This window comes from Pseudomonas syringae (assembly GCF_023278085.1).
Taxonomy (GTDB): Bacteria; Pseudomonadota; Gammaproteobacteria; order Pseudomonadales; family Pseudomonadaceae; genus Aquipseudomonas; species Aquipseudomonas syringae_Q.
Map to the genome: position 1 here is coordinate 2,492,118 of NZ_CP066265.1, position 15,254 is coordinate 2,507,371.

10 protein-coding genes are annotated in these 15,254 nt (G+C 58.9%); 6 read left to right on the forward strand and 4 right to left on the reverse strand.

Annotated elements, in window-relative coordinates; genetic code table 11:
* Positions 1 to 113: 113 nt before the first annotated feature.
* On the forward strand, positions 114 to 860 hold the full coding sequence (locus I9H07_RS11145) for an SDR family oxidoreductase (protein WP_024673229.1): 747 nt from the start codon (positions 114 to 116) through the stop codon (positions 858 to 860).
* A 49-nt stretch (positions 861 to 909) separates the two neighbouring features.
* Here I9H07_RS11145 and I9H07_RS25025 read toward each other — a convergent pair whose 3' ends face one another.
* Complete coding sequence (locus I9H07_RS25025; protein ID WP_419204047.1) at positions 910 to 1,266, reverse strand: hypothetical protein; 357 nt, start codon at positions 1,264 to 1,266, stop codon at positions 910 to 912.
* Positions 1,267 to 1,606: 340 nt separating this feature from the next.
* On the opposite strand from I9H07_RS25025, the gene I9H07_RS11155 reads away from it, so the two are divergent.
* From I9H07_RS11155 to glgB, 3 genes are read left to right on the forward strand one after another with little or no spacing between them, the layout of a single operon-like run.
* Entirely contained in the window at positions 1,607 to 3,625 is a 2,019-nt protein-coding gene (locus tag I9H07_RS11155; RefSeq protein WP_236425879.1) for an alpha-1,4-glucan--maltose-1-phosphate maltosyltransferase, read from the forward strand.
* A 19-nt stretch (positions 3,626 to 3,644) separates the two neighbouring features.
* On the forward strand, positions 3,645 to 6,971 hold the full coding sequence (gene treS / locus I9H07_RS11160) for a maltose alpha-D-glucosyltransferase (RefSeq protein ID WP_024673232.1): 3,327 nt from the start codon (positions 3,645 to 3,647) through the stop codon (positions 6,969 to 6,971).
* A complete protein-coding gene (gene glgB, locus I9H07_RS11165; protein WP_024673233.1) occupies positions 6,968 to 9,202 on the forward strand; it encodes a 1,4-alpha-glucan branching protein GlgB in 2,235 nt (744 codons plus the stop codon). The genes treS and glgB overlap by 4 nt, the downstream gene beginning before the upstream one ends.
* Positions 9,203 to 9,220: 18 nt before the next feature.
* Here glgB and I9H07_RS11170 read toward each other — a convergent pair whose 3' ends face one another.
* Both I9H07_RS11170 and I9H07_RS11175 read right to left on the reverse strand, forming a co-directional pair.
* The gene (locus I9H07_RS11170; RefSeq protein WP_024673234.1) at positions 9,221 to 9,427 is read right to left on the reverse strand and encodes a hypothetical protein; all 207 of its coding nucleotides are present in this window, start codon (positions 9,425 to 9,427) and stop codon (positions 9,221 to 9,223) included.
* Complete coding sequence (locus tag I9H07_RS11175) at positions 9,428 to 10,627, reverse strand: MFS transporter (protein ID WP_058824534.1); 1,200 nt, start codon at positions 10,625 to 10,627, stop codon at positions 9,428 to 9,430. It abuts the gene before it with no gap.
* 164 nt (positions 10,628 to 10,791) lie between these two features.
* On the opposite strand from I9H07_RS11175, the gene I9H07_RS11180 reads away from it, so the two are divergent.
* Complete coding sequence (locus I9H07_RS11180; protein WP_058824533.1) at positions 10,792 to 11,925, forward strand: lactonase family protein; 1,134 nt, start codon at positions 10,792 to 10,794, stop codon at positions 11,923 to 11,925.
* Positions 11,926 to 11,994: 69 nt separating this feature from the next.
* On the opposite strand, the gene I9H07_RS11185 is transcribed toward I9H07_RS11180, so the two are convergent.
* Entirely contained in the window at positions 11,995 to 13,584 is a 1,590-nt protein-coding gene (locus tag I9H07_RS11185) for an ABC-F family ATPase (protein WP_024673237.1), read from the reverse strand.
* Positions 13,585 to 14,455: 871 nt separating this feature from the next.
* Between I9H07_RS11185 and I9H07_RS11190 the strand changes: the two genes are divergently transcribed.
* Positions 14,456 to 15,157, forward strand: coding sequence for a DUF3053 domain-containing protein (locus I9H07_RS11190; RefSeq protein ID WP_058390894.1), 702 nt, complete (start codon positions 14,456 to 14,458; stop codon positions 15,155 to 15,157).
* Positions 15,158 to 15,254: the final 97 nt, after the last annotated feature.

A 15,254-nucleotide genomic window follows, 5' to 3' on the forward strand; every position in this document is an offset into this window, starting at 1 on the left:
ACGCTTCGATGGCGTTGGATCGCAAACGCTGGCACGATCAGTCACCTCTGGCCGCCCTGCGGGTGTCAGGCCCGACTGATTGCCGACTTCCGGAAACATTTACGAGACTGAACATGGAAAAAGTCCTCATCATCACCGGCGGTTCGCGCGGGATCGGCGCAGCGACGGCGCGTCTGGCTGCCAAACATGGTTACCGGATCTGCATCAACTACATGTCCGACCGTGCCTCGGCGGAAAAGACTGCCGCACAGGTCCGGGCGCAGGGTGCGCATGCCATCACGATGCAGGCCGATGTGAGCAACGAGGACGAAATCATCCGTCTGTTCGCCAGAGTCGACTCCGAGCTTGGGCGTGTCACGCATCTGGTCAACAATGCAGGGACACTGGCACAGGCCTCAAGAGTCGAGGACATGTCGGAATTTCGCATGCTCAAGATGATGATGAACAACGTGGTCGGGCCCATGCTGTGCAGTAAGCACGCGCTGCTGCGCATGTTACCGCGACATGGTGGTCACGGCGGCAGCATCGTCAACGTGTCGTCGCTGGCGGCGCGCCTCGGTTCGGCGGGTGAGTACGTCGACTACGCAGCCTCCAAGGGCGCGCTGGACACCTTCACCATCGGGCTTTCCAGGGAAGTGGCCGGGGAGGGCATTCGCGTCAATGCCGTAAGGCCGGGCTTCATTTTTACCGACTTTCATGCCCTGAGCGGCGATCCGCTCCGCGTCAGCAAACTCGAAGGCGCACTGCCCATGGGCCGTGGCGGCACTCCGGAGGAAGTCGCCGAGGCCATCATCTGGTTGCTGTCGGATCAGGCGTCTTATGCGACCGGAACGTTCATTGATGTGGCGGGAGGACGCTGAGGGTATCCAGCTGCGACACGGATAGCTTCAGCGTCAGGTCAGCGCGCGGTCAGACCACCACGGGAGGCTCTTCGGCCGGTGGGTCACCCACTGGCGGGTTTTCCTCAGGCGGATCGATAACCGGCGGCATTGTCGGTGGTGGTTCGTTATCGGGTCTGGGCGGTGTCCCGGGCAGTACCGGATTGTCGATATTCGGATCAGGAGCTACAGGCGGAATGGGCAGGTTCATGGTTTCAGCCTCCTTGTTGGCACTGCGTTCGACCTCTCTGCTTTTGCGATGATTCAATTGATTTGTGGCGTCAGCCGCCTCCGCTGCCAACAGATCACTACCAAAATCGAAGCGCTTTGCTTCATCGCTACCTACTTTGAAATTCAATATTTCATAATTGCAGCGCTTCAGAATCAAGGTGCATCTCCGTTCCGATTACCCGGCTAATCCATGCCTCTGAATCAGTGTGCCGTAGTGCCTCTAGTCCTTGCAGCAAAGGCTCGTCAAGCGACAATTCCTGCGTACGTCTGAGAACAGTCCTGCGTGGTCAACTCAAACATTTCCGGCTGAGCTATGCTCTGATCCGCTTCGCAAGCCGTCATAAAACCTTTGAACTTTCACCCTGATGTCTGCTCGGAATCTAGGCAGCGGAACAGACGAGCCCTCGGGGCTCTGTGGTCGTGCGCTGCCATACCGTCAATTTTTCCATTGCATGGAATGCACAGGAGCGTCCCTGGGGCGTGAGGAGTGATGCTCGATGAATGAACAGCCATACGGTCCGGATTCCCTGGCCACCGATGTACCGCACCCGACCCAACCCTTGTCGCTGACCCAGGCGCTACAGCTGCCACGCATCGTGATCGAAGACACGTTGCCTGTGATAGATGGTGGGATGTTTGCGGCCAAGGCGATCATCGGGCAACCGGTTACAGTCACCAGCAAGGTCTACGCGGACGGCCACGACAAGATGGCCGTCAATGTGCGCTGGCGCGCTGCCGATGAAGAGGTCTGGCAGGTCGCGCCGTTGCACGAGTTGGGCAACGACAGTTGGGTCGGTGAGTTCACCCCGACCTCTGTCAGCCGCTACGTGTTTCAACTTGAAGCCTGGATCGATCAATTTGGCAGCTACTGCTATGAACTGGAAAAAAAGTTCGCGGCAGGTGTGCCCATCGATCTGGAGCTTGAAGAAGGCCGTATTCATCTGACCAAGGCTGCCGAACGCAGTCAGGACGAGCAGCGTCAGCAGATCGAAAGCCTGCTGGAGCGGTTTGGCCGGTCCGACGGCACCGAACAGGTCGCGCTGCTGCTGCACAGCGATACCGTGAGCCTGATGAAACAGGCTGATAATCATGCGTTCCTCAGTCGCAGCCTGGAATACCCGCTGGATGTCGAGCGTGAACTGGCGCAGTTTGCCAGCTGGTACGAGTTGTTTCCTCGCTCGATCACCGATGACAAGGCACGCCACGGCACGTTCAACGACGTTCATTCGCGCTTGCCGATGATTCGCGACATGGGTTTCGACGTGTTGTATTTCCCGCCAATCCATCCTATTGGTCGTGCGCACCGCAAGGGCCCGAACAACTCGTTGACGGCTGGCCAGGATGATCCGGGCAGTCCATACGCAATCGGCAGCGAAGATGGCGGCCATGAAGCCATTCACCCGCAGTTGGGCAGTCTTGAAGACTTCCGCAATCTGGTGAAAGCCGCTGCCGACCATGGCTTGGAAATCGCACTCGATTTCGCGATTCAGTGCTCGCAGGATCATCCGTGGCTCAAGCAGCATCCGGGCTGGTTCTCGTGGCGTCCGGACGGCACCATCCGCTATGCGGAAAACCCGCCGAAAAAGTATCAGGACATCGTCAACGTCGATTTCTACGCGCCGGATGCCATTCCGGGCCTGTGGCTGGAACTGCGGGACATCGTGCTGGGCTGGGTCAAGGAAGGCGTGAAGATTTTCCGCGTCGATAACCCGCACACCAAACCGCTGCCGTTCTGGCAGTGGATGATCGGTGAAGTGCGCAGTCAGCACCCGGAAGTGATGTTCCTCGCTGAAGCTTTCACCAAGCCAGCGATGATGGCGCGTCTGGGCAAGGTGGGTTACACCCAGAGTTACACCTATTTCACATGGCGTAACACCAAGGCCGAGCTGTCTGAATATTTCACCGAGCTTAACGAAGTGCCATGGCGCGATTGCTATCGCCCGAACTTCTTCGTCAACACGCCGGACATCAATCCGCGCTTCCTGCACGAATCGGGACGGCCGGGCTTTCTGATCCGTGCGGCGCTGGCGACCATGGGCTCTGGCCTGTGGGGCATGTATTCAGGTTTCGAGCTGTGCGAAGCGGCGCCGATTCCGGGCAAGGAAGAGTACCTGGACTCGGAGAAGTATGAGATCCGCGTGCGCGACTTCACGGCGCCCGGCAACATCATTGCTGAAATTGCCCAGCTCAATCGTATTCGCAGACAGAACCCTGCCTTGCAGACGCACCTGGGGCTGAAGCTGTACACCGCGTGGAACGACAACATTCTGTACTTCGGCAAACGCAGCGCAGATGGAAGCAACTTCATTCTGGTTGCTATCAATCTCGATCCTCACAACGCACAGGAAGCGGATTTTGAATTGCCGCTTTGGGAGATGGGCCTGCCGGACGACGCCGCGACTTCGGGCGAAGACCTGATGACCGGGCACCGCTGGACCTGGTACGGCAAGTACCAGCATACGCGTCTCGACCCGTCGCAACCGTTTGGAATCTGGCGTATCCAGGCCGCGCAATAACACTCCCAAGGAGTCAGCAATGGCTAAGAAACCCGGTGAAGCGACATTTATCAAAGACCCGCTCTGGTACAAGGATGCGGTGATCTATCAGGTTCACGTGAAGTCGTTCTTCGATGCCAACAACGACGGCATCGGCGACTTTGCGGGGTTGATCGAGAAGCTCGATTACATTGCCGCGCTGGGCGTCAACACCATCTGGCTGTTGCCGTTTTATCCCTCGCCTCGTCGGGATGATGGCTATGACATCTCGGAATACCGCGATGTGCATACCGATTACGGCACCATGGCCGATGCCAAGCGTTTTATTGCTCAGGCTCACAAGCGCGGCTTGCGGGTGATCAGCGAGCTGGTCATCAATCACACCTCCGACCAGCACCCGTGGTTTCAGAAAGCGCGCAATGCCAAACCTGGCTCCAAGGCTCGGGACTTCTATGTCTGGTCGGACACCGATCAGAAGTATGACGGCACGCGCATCATCTTCCTCGACACCGAAACCTCCAACTGGACCTGGGACCCGGTCGCGGGCCAGTATTTCTGGCACCGCTTCTATTCTCATCAGCCAGACCTGAACTTCGACAACCCGCATGTGCTGGAAGCGGTCCTGGAAGTGATGCGTTTCTGGCTGGATCTGGGCATCGATGGGCTGCGTCTGGACGCCATTCCGTACCTGATCGAGCGCGATGGCACCAACAACGAGAACCTGCCGGAAACCCATCAGGTGCTCAAACGTATTCGTGCCGAGATCGACGCGAATTACCCGGACCGCATGCTGCTGGCCGAAGCCAATCAATGGCCAGAGGACACGCAGCTGTACTTCGGTGACAGCAAGGGGCCAGACGGTGACGAATGTCACATGGCCTTTCACTTCCCGCTGATGCCACGCATGTACATGGCGCTGGCGCAGGAAGACCGCTTTCCGATTACCGACATTCTGCGGCAGACCCCGGAAATTCCGGAAAACTGCCAATGGGCGATTTTCCTGCGTAACCACGATGAACTGACCCTGGAAATGGTCACGGATCGTGAGCGCGATTACCTGTGGAATTATTACGCGGCCGACCGCCGTGCGCGGATCAACCTAGGGATTCGCCGCCGTCTGGCGCCGCTGGTGGCCCGTGACCGTCGTCGCGTCGAACTGCTCAACAGCATGCTGCTGTCGATGCCGGGCACACCGACCCTGTATTACGGCGATGAAATCGGCATGGGCGACAACATCTACCTGGGCGACCGGGACGGTGTACGTACCCCAATGCAGTGGTCCATCGACCGCAACGGCGGCTTCTCGCGCGCCGACCCGGCCAGCCTGGTGCTGCCGCCGATCATGGACCCGTTGTACGGTTTTCAGTCGGTCAACGTCGAGAGTCAGGAGCGCGACCCGCATTCGCTGCTGAACTGGAACCGACGCATGCTGGCGGTGCGTAAACAGCAAAAGGCTTTCGGTCGCGGCACGCTGAAAATGCTTTCACCGTCGAACCGGCGGATTCTTGCCTACACCCGTGAATATACCGCGCCTGACGGCCACAATGAGATTGTTTTGTGTGTGGCCAACGTGTCCAGCGCGGCTCAGGCTGCCGAACTTGAATTGTCGGCGTATTCGGGCACTGTTCCGGTAGAGATGCTCGGCGGCAGTGCCTTTCCGCCCATCGGCCAGCTGAGCTACCTGCTAACGCTCCCGCCGTATGGTTTTTATTGGTTTCTATTGGCTTCGGAGAATCAAATGCCCAGTTGGCACGTTGAACCCGCGCAAAGCATGCCGGACTTTCCGACTCTGGTGCTCAAGAAGCATCTTGAAGAACTGCTCGACGAACCGTTGCGCGGCACCATGGAAAATACCTCGCTGGCGACTTACTTGCCGAAACGTCGTTGGTTCGGCGGCAAGGACAAGCCTATCGAGAAGGTCCACATCGCTTACGCGGTCCGCTTTGGCGACGAGACACATCCGGTCTTGCTCAGCGAAATCGAAGTCACTGCAGACGGCCAGACCGAGCGTTATCAGTTGCCCTTCGGCTTGCTGGCCGAAGACGACATCAGCAGCGCATTGCCGCAACAACTGGCGCTCGCCAGAGTTCGCCGCAGTCGCGATGTCGGCCTGATTACCGATGGCTTCACGCTGGAAACCTTCATCCGCGCCGTGATAAAGGGCATGCAGTCGCAGACCGTGATTCCGTGCGCCGATGGCGAGCTGCGTTTCGAGCAAAGCTCGCAGCTCGCACCGCTGGGCCTCAACGATGAATCGGAAGTGCGTTATCTCTCTGCCGAGCAGTCCAACAGTTCGGTCGTGGTGGGCAGCAGCCTGGTGCTCAAGCTGATCCGCAAGGTCAGCGCCGGGACGCACCCGGAGCTGGAGATGGGCGCGTTCCTGACTCAGGCCGGCTTCAAGAACATTTCGCCGTTGCTCGGTTCGCTGGTGCGGGTCGGCAATGACGGCAAGCCGAATCTGCTGATGATCGCCCAAGGCTATCTGAGTAATCAGGGCGATGCCTGGGAATGGACGCAGAACAACCTCGAACGTGCGGTGCGCGACGAGTTGGCGCACGGTTTTTCCGGCCAGGAGCAGCATTACAACGCGCTGCTTGAACTGGCGGACTTCTCGCGCAGCCTGGGCCAGCGACTCGGTGAAATGCACCAGATCCTCGCGGCACGGACCGATAACCCGGATTTTGCCGTCGAGGTCACCAGCGTGGCGGACGGCAAGGCGTCTGCGACCAGCGTCAACGCTCAGTTGGAGCGTGCGTTGCAGCTGCTGGAGCAGCGCAAGGGCGATCTCGATAAAGAGGATCAGCAACTGGTCAGTGATTTGCTGGCGCATCGCAAGCAAATCCGTCAGCGGGTCGACAGCCTCGCCAAGCGTTCTGCGGGCGGCCTGCGGATTCGTGTACACGGTGACCTGCACCTGGGGCAGGTGCTGGTGGTCAAGGGCGATGCCTACCTGATCGATTTCGAGGGTGAACCGGCCCGCGCGCTTGAAGAACGGCGTGCCAAGCACAGCCCGTTCAAGGACGTCAGCGGCGTGCTGCGCTCGTTCGACTACGCTGCCGCGATGGCTGTGCGCAGTGCGCAAAGCGTCGACACCTCGCCAGAGGCTGCGGCGGCCCGCAAGCGCGTCGCCGAGACGTACTTGTCGCAGGCTCGTGCAGCCTTCATCGAAGGCTATCGTTCGGCAACGGCTGAAATGGCCCACGCCTGGAAAGATGCAAAAGGGGAGGACGCTGCACTGGAACTGTTCACCCTTGAAAAAGCTGCTTATGAAGTGATCTACGAAGCCGAGAACCGGCCAGCCTGGCTGGCGGTACCTTTGCAGGGCTTGCGTGGATTGCTGCAATCGTCTGATGGAGAGCCAATATGAATGCGCCTGACAAAGCCGGCACGGGCCGCCAAGCGATACCCGCTGCTGTGGATCTGGATGCGCTGATCCGCGCTGAACATCGTGACCCGTTTTCGATCCTCGGCCCGCACGGCGACGGTGGCAGCGGGCAGTTTGTCCGCGCCTACCTGCCCGGTGCCTTGAGTGTCCGCCTGCTGGCCAGAGACGATGGCCGCGAGCTGGGCGCAATGGAAATGAGTGACGTGCCGGGCTTTTTCGTCGGTCATATCGAGCAGCCGCAGCCCTATCTGTTCAAGATCAACTGGGCCGGTGGCGAGCAGATCACCGAGGACCCTTACAGCTTCGGTGCGCTGCTGGGCGAGATGGACCTGTACCTGTTCGCCGAAGGCAACCACCGTGACCTGAGCAGCTGCCTTGGCGCGCAAGTGACCAGCGTCGACGGTGTCGATGGCGTGCGCTTCGCGGTCTGGGCGCCGAATGCACGGCGTGTGTCCGTGGTCGGCAGTTTTAACAACTGGGATGGCCGTCGCCATCCGATGCGCCTGAGGCATCCCACAGGCGTATGGGAAATCTTCGTCCCGCGCCTGCAACCCGGTGAGGTCTACAAGTACGAGATCCTCGGCCCGCATGGCATTCTGCCGCTGAAAAGTGATCCGATGGCGCTGGCGACTACATTGCCGCCAGACACCGCTTCGAAAATCTCCGCGCCGTTGCAGTTCGAATGGCACGACGAGAACTGGCTGCAATCGCGTGCCGGGCGTCACGAGGTCTCCGCGCCGCTGTCGATCTACGAGCTGCACGCTGGCTCGTGGCAGATGGAGCAGAACGACGAGGGTCAATGGCGGCAGTTCAACTGGCGTGAGCTGGCGGATCGTCTGATTCCCTACGTCAAGGAAATGGGCTTCACGCACATTGAGCTGATGCCGATCATGGAACACCCGTTCGGTGGTTCATGGGGTTATCAGTTGCTCGCCCAGTTCGCACCGACCGCACGTTACGGGTCGCCTGAGGATTTCGCAGCCTTCGTCGACGCGTGTCACCAGGCAGACATCGGCGTCATCCTCGACTGGGTGCCTGCGCATTTCCCGACCGATACCCATGGTCTGGCGCAGTTCGACGGCACGGCGCTGTATGAATACGCCGACCCCAAGGAAGGCTTCCATCAGGACTGGGACACGCTGATCTACAACCTCGGCCGTACCGAAGTTCACGGGTTCATGCTGGCCTCGGCGCTGCACTGGCTGAAGCACTACCACATCGATGGCCTGCGTGTGGATGCGGTAGCTTCGATGCTTTATCGCGATTATTCGCGCAAGGCAGGCGAGTGGGTGCCGAACCGTTTTGGCGGCCGCGAGAACCTGGAAGCCATCGACTTCCTGCGCCATCTCAATGATGTGGTCGCGCTGGAAGCACCGGGCACCATGGTGATTGCCGAGGAGTCGACGGCCTGGCCTGGCGTCAGCGAGTCGACCCAGCAGGGCGGGCTCGGCTTCAACTACAAGTGGAACATGGGCTGGATGAATGATTCGCTGCGTTACATGGAGCAGGACCCGATTCACCGTGAGCACCACCACGGCGAATTGAGTTTCAGCCTGGTGTATGCGTATTCCGAACGCTTTGTGCTGCCGATCTCCCACGATGAAGTGGTTCACGGCAAGCACTCGCTGATCGACAAAATGCCGGGCGATCGCTGGCAGAAGTTTGCCAACTTGCGCGCTTACCTGTCCTTCATGTGGACCCATCCGGGCAAGAAGCTGCTGTTCATGGGCTGCGAGTTCGGTCAGTGGCGAGAGTGGAACCACGATCAGCAGCTTGACTGGTACTTGCTGCAGTACGCTGACCATGTCGGCGTCAAGAAGCTGGTCAGTGACCTCAACCGTATCTATCGCGAAGAAAAGGCGCTGCACGAACTGGACACCGACCCTCGCGGCTTCCAGTGGCTGATCGGCGACGATAACGCTAACAGCGTGTTCGCTTACCTGCGCTGGAGCCAGGACGGCGAGCCGCTGCTGGTGGTGGCCAACATGACCCCGGTCCCACGCCTGAATTATCGGATTGGTGCGCCACGTGAAGGGGCATGGGTCGAGTTGCTCAACAGCGACGCTGAAACCTATGCCGGTTCTAACTTCGGCAATGGCGGAGAGGTGATTGCCCAAGTCGATGAGGCGCATGGAATGCCAGCCTCGCTGAGCCTCAACCTGCCGCCGTTGGCCGTGTTGATTCTCAAGCCAAAAAAGGCAGCTGAGGCGTAAGCCACACCTGCCACCGCGTTACCACGCCAGCCTGACTCCCAGGCTGGCGCTTGTTCCGGTCTGATCGTTACTGTGCAGGTCGCGGCTGTAGCTCACTTCCCGGTACAGACTCGTGTCACTGCCAATCTTCGCCACCATCCCCTCGCCGAAACTGTCCGTCGTTGATTGACGCTCGGTCATGACCTGCTGTACGCGATCAAACGTCACCGCTTCCGGGGCCAACATTCAGGACGCTGGTATTGCTGACGCTGTCGCAGATCGACGGGACAGCCACAGCGCGAGCCCCAGCGCACAGATCGACAGCAGAGACGCGTAAAAGAAGATCCAGTCATAGCCCTGACCAAGGGCGATGGCTCCCATCACCGGGCCTGCAATGGCCAATGCCAGATCGAAGAACACTGCATAGGCACTCAGGCCGGCGCCACGACTGGGCGTCGGTACGCGTTTGATGGCTTCCACGCCCAGCGCCGGGTACACCAGCGACAGGCCCAGCCCGGTCAGCCCGGCACCCGCCAATGCAAAGCCGATATTCGGCGCAAGCCAGAGCATCAACAGCCCACAGGTTTCGACGGCTATGCACACGATAGCGGTGCTGTAGCCGCCAAAACGGTTGATGGCGCCGATGAACATCAGGCGCGCGAGGATAAAGCATACGCCAAACATGCTCAGGCAATACGCCGCGCCTTCCCAGCCACGGCTCAGGTAGAAGAGCGTGATGAACGTGGTCAGCGTGCCATAGCCGATGGAGGATAAAGTCAGGCCCATGCCATAGGGCGCGATCCGGCCGAATACCGACCAGTACGGCAGGCGTTCGCCGACGATGACTGGCACCGCAGGCTTGTTGCGGATCAGGACCAGCGCTGCACCAGCCATGACCATCAAGGCGACGCCCAGGCTGTTGAAGCCCACCGCATCAATGACCAGCACGCCCATCGGTGCGCCGATGGCGATCGCACCGTAGGAGGCAATGCCGTTCCAGGAGATCGAGCGGGCGGTGTGTTCCGCACCGACCTTGCCGATGCACCAATTGATGGTGCCAACGCCGATGAGTCCTTGGGATACACCGAGAAACAGCCGGGCCACGATCAGGATCGACAGGCTGGTTGCGGGAAACACCTCAAGCAGCGTCGCCAGCAAGGTCAGCGCGCCACTGATGCAGATGCCCCACAAGCCGAACACAATAGAGCGTTTGCTGCCCAGCGTATCCGTCGCCCTGCCTGCAAAAGGCCGGCTCAGCAGGGTCGCAAGGTACTGCGTTGCGATGGCCATCCCGGCAATCAGCGGGCTGAAGCCTAACTGGTCATGCACGTAGCCGGGCAATACGGCAATAGGCAAGCCGATGCACAGGAAGGCGATGAAGGTATAGAAAACAATGGAGACAATTTGCAGAGTAATCGTCGTGGAACCAGGTTGCGCGGCAGGCATTGGACTCTTCGCTGGCAGGCGGTGGGAGTGCCGCCATGATGGCTTGCGCCGTGAATAAATGAAAGCAGGCTAACGGTTTTATCAGGGTGATCAGCCAGTAGTTGCCGATCTGTAGGGATGGTCATAGGATGACTGACTACAACACAATAACAAAAAGGTCTCTCATGAGAAAAATCCTGTTGCTGGCCGCTGCAGTCGGCTGCTCGTTTGGTCTGCCTGTTCAGGCGTCTACCTTTGCTTACATCTCCAGTCCCGCAGACGGGCTCATCTCACAGTACCGTCTTGACGAGAAGAGCGGGGCGCTCAGCCTGGTCGAACAGACCCAGGCAGGTGATCAGGTGAACCCGATGGCGATTTCCCCGGACGGCAAGGCTTTGTTCGCCGCATTACGCGCCAAACCCTATCAAGTACTGACCTATACGATCGAACCGGGGACCGGGCATCTCAAACCGCTCAGTCAGGCGCCGCTCGCCGAAAGCCTGGCCTATCTGTCGACTGATCGCAGTGGGCGCTTTCTGTTCGGTGCGTCCTACGGTGCCGATCTGCTCAGCGTTCAGCCGATCGATGCGCAGCACCGCCCCAGCGACAGCATTGCCACTTACAAGACCGGCATGCATGCGCATTCGGTGCGCACAGACCCCAGCAACCGCTTCGTATACGCGGGAAACCTTGGCGTTGATCGCGTCCTGCAATATCGCCTTGAGCCCAAGGACGGCAAGCTGGTGCCCATCGGCGAAGGCTACGTGATGCTTCCTGACAACACCGGGCCGCGCCACCTGGCGTTCTCGGCGGATGGAAAGTTTCTGTACGTGGTGGGTGAAATGAGCGGCACAGTGACCGCCTTCGCGATCAACGACAAGACTGGCGCGCTGACGCAGGTGAGCCATGCCGATGGCATTCCAGCGCGCTTGAAGCTGGCCCCCGGACAGGCGCGCGATGCGCGTAACAACGACCTCAAGGATGACCCGACGCCGCGCATCTGGGCCGCCGACATACGCATTGCACCGGATGGCAAATGGCTGTTTGTCAGCGAGCGAACCAGCAGCAGTGTCTCGGTATTCAAGGTACAACCGGCCAGCGGCAAGGTGACGTTCGTTGAAAACTACCCGGTTCAGGAAAAACAGCCGCGCAATATCGCCGTGTCGCCCAATGGGCGCTGGCTGCTGGTCAGTGGAGAGAAAAGCGACAAGGTCGGCAGCTACGCCATCGGGTCGAACGGTGCCTTGCAGCGAGTCAGCGAGGCGCCAGCGGGGAAGGGCGCGCTGTGGATCGAAATGCTGAGTCAGCCAGGCTCCTAAAACAGTCGGTAAACAAAAAGCCCTGTCACGAGACAGGGCTTTTCAGCGTTACCGGAAAGTCAGGAATGCTTAGAACGTAACGCCCTGGCTACGCAGGTAGTCGTCGTAAGTACCGCTGAAGTCGATCACGCCACTCGGGCTGAGTTCGATGATGCGGGTGGCCAGCGAGGATACGAATTCCCGGTCATGGCTGACGAAGATCAGCGTTCCCGGATAGTTTTCCAGCGCCAGGTTCAGCGCTTCAATGGATTCCATGTCCAGGTGGTTGGTCGGTTCGTCCATGATCAGCACGTTCGGCTTCTGCAGAATCAGCTTGCCGAACAGCATGCGACCCTGTTCACCACCGGAAATCACTTTGACCGACTTGAGGATTTCGTCGTTGGAGAACAGCATGCGGCCCAGGGTGCCTCGCACCACTTGCTCGCCGCCCTGCGTCCACTGGCCCATCCAGTCGAACAGATTGCAGTCGTCTTCGAAGTCGTGAGCGTGATCCTGGGCGTAGTAGCCCAGCTCCGCAGCGTCGGTCCACTTCACGGTGCCGGCATCCGGGGTCAGTTCGTTGACCAGCGTACGCAGCAGGGTGGTCTTGCCGATACCGTTCGGGCCGATGATCGCAACGCGTTCGCCTGCTTCAACCTGAAAGCTGAAGTCCTTGAACAGGGTCTTGCCGTCGAAGCCTTTTGCCATGCGCTCGACGATGACCGCCTGACGATGCAGCTTCTTGGTTTGCTCGAAACGAATGAACGGGCTCACGCGGCTCGAAGGCTTGACCTCGGCCAGCTGGATCTTGTCGATCGCCTTGGCACGGGACGTGGCCTGTTTGGCTTTCGAGGCGTTGGCCGAGAAACGGCTGACGAACGATTGCAGTTCGGAAATCTGCGCCTTTTTCTTGGCGTTGTCCGACAGCAGTTGTTCGCGGGACTGCGTGGCCACGGTCATGTACTCGTCGTAGTTGCCCGGGAACAGACGCAACTCGCCGTAGTCCAGGTCAGCCATGTGGGTGCACACGCTGTTCAGGAAGTGACGGTCGTGGGAGATGATGATCATCAGGCTGTTACGCTGGGTCAGAATGTTTTCCAGCCAGCGAATGGTGTTGATATCCAGGTGGTTGGTCGGTTCGTCGAGCAACAGCACTTCAGGGTCGGAGAACAGCGCCTGCGCCAGCAGAACACGCAGTTTCCAGCCCGGCGACACTTCGCTCATCGGTCCGGTGTGCTGCTCGATGCCGATACCCAGGCCGAGCAGCAATTCACCGGCACGCGACTCGGCGGTGTAACCGTCCATTTCGGCGAATTCGGTTTCCAGCTCGGCGACTGCCATGCCGTCGTCTTCGCTCATTTCCGGCAGCGAGTAGATACGGTCGCGCTCGGCCTTGACCTTCCACAGCTCCTCGTGGCCCATGATCACCGTGTCGAGCACGGTGAATTCTTCATAGGCGAACTGATCCTGGCGCAGCTTGCCCAGACGCACGTTCGGCTCCAGCATCACCTGGCCACCCGAAGGTTCGAGATCGCCGCCGAGGATTTTCATGAACGTGGACTTCCCGCAGCCGTTCGCGCCGATCAGGCCGTAACGGTTACCGGCAGCAAACTTGACCGAGACGTTCTCGAACAAGGGTTTGGCGCCGAACTGCATCGTGATGTTAGCTGTGGAGATCAATTACTTTACCTATCAATAGCTTATGGTGCGCTTATTTGGGCTGGGACCGATTCTGGGCCACATCTGTCGTTTTCCAGCCCGTTCCGGCTGAGCTTCAGCTTATCCAGCGGGCATGCGTCGACAGCAACGGCAGTCTGCCGTGACTGCGTTGCCGGGAGATGAATGTGGGGGTTCACGCCAGACATTGGCGCGCATTGTCGCATAGGTCGGGCGGCAGTGACATGGTGGGTCTGTCGGATTGACAGCGATCCTGGTCAAGAAAGCGGGGGCTGTAGCAGGTGAAAGGGCGCTGCTGTCCTTCGGGTAGCGGCTCCGGCATCAAATCGGGCGCTTCCGGCAGGCAATGGACAGAGGCCGATTGATCGTCTGGGCAAGCACACCTCATTCAGCTTCTGTCCAGCGCAATACTAATCACGTCCTCGTTTTTGCTTTCGTTTCCTGAACCAGTTACCCAATGCATGGAACGGGTGAATGAACATCGCGATCGCTCCAAGCAGAAAGACGATGGTGATAAGGATCAGGCCCATGGCCTCGTGTGCAAACATAGTGATTGACTCCTGTTGTTCACTTTGTCGGTCCGATTGAGGTTAGTCGCTGAAACGTTTCATCTCATGAAGAATTGTTAAGGAACTTTCACTAGGGCCGCACGTTCGTGGACGCTCACTCATCTTCGGTATTCGCGCTGCAACCGCGAATCTGCTGGAAAACAATCATTTGGCTGGCGATTAAAAACGTTGTTTCAGGGGTTATTCGCCACATGCTCATAGCCATCGCGGAACTAGATGATCGCGTCACGTGACTATAAGCAGGCTTGTGTTCAGCGCCGTTGTTGCTCTGAACACGCATTCTTATGATCTCGGAGGTCCATGACATGAAGTCCCTTTTTCGTCCAGGTTTGCTGTTGGCGGTCGCCTTACCCTTGTTACTGGCTGGCTGTGGCGACAAGGAGCCCGAGCAACGTGCAGCGTTCACTCAGTTCCTGCAAACCCGCATCATCGACAAACCAGGCCTGCACGTTCCCAAGTTGACGGAAGACGAAAAGAAGGCATTCGGTGATTACACTTCGCATTACGCGGTGATCTCTGATTTTGGCGCGGGCATGGATACTGCCGTGCAGCCGTTGAGCAGCCTGATGCAGAAGGGCTCGTTTCACTCGGTGAGCGATGTCGTGCAGCGTCGTGGTGATCTCGCGGCAGTGCAGACCGGTCTTGATAAGGTGGGTGAAGAACTGACCGTAGAACAAGGCAAGGCAGATGCTGCGCACGCGAAGCTGAAACAGCCGGACGATTTGAAAGTGGTTTATGACAAGGCCTATGACAGGACTGTCAGCGTGCCTGCGAATACCTTTCGCGAAGTGTTGCCGCAGATCAAAGGTACTTTTTCCACAGGTCTGAAAGTGGCCGATTACATAGAAGCACACAAGTCGCAGATTGATATTTCCGGTTCCGCAATTACTGTCAAGGACCCGGTCGTGCAGACCGAACTCAACAAGCTGCTGCAAGAACTGAATGATCAGGGCAAAAATGCCCAGCAGGCACAGGGTCGGCTGCAGTCGCTCATGACCGGGCGCTAAGGCAGCACTGATGGTGCGGCCCGACGCGGTGTCGGGCCGCACCGAGTGTCAGGTATGATTTGCGTCTCGCTTACCTGACACTCGGATTCAACGGATT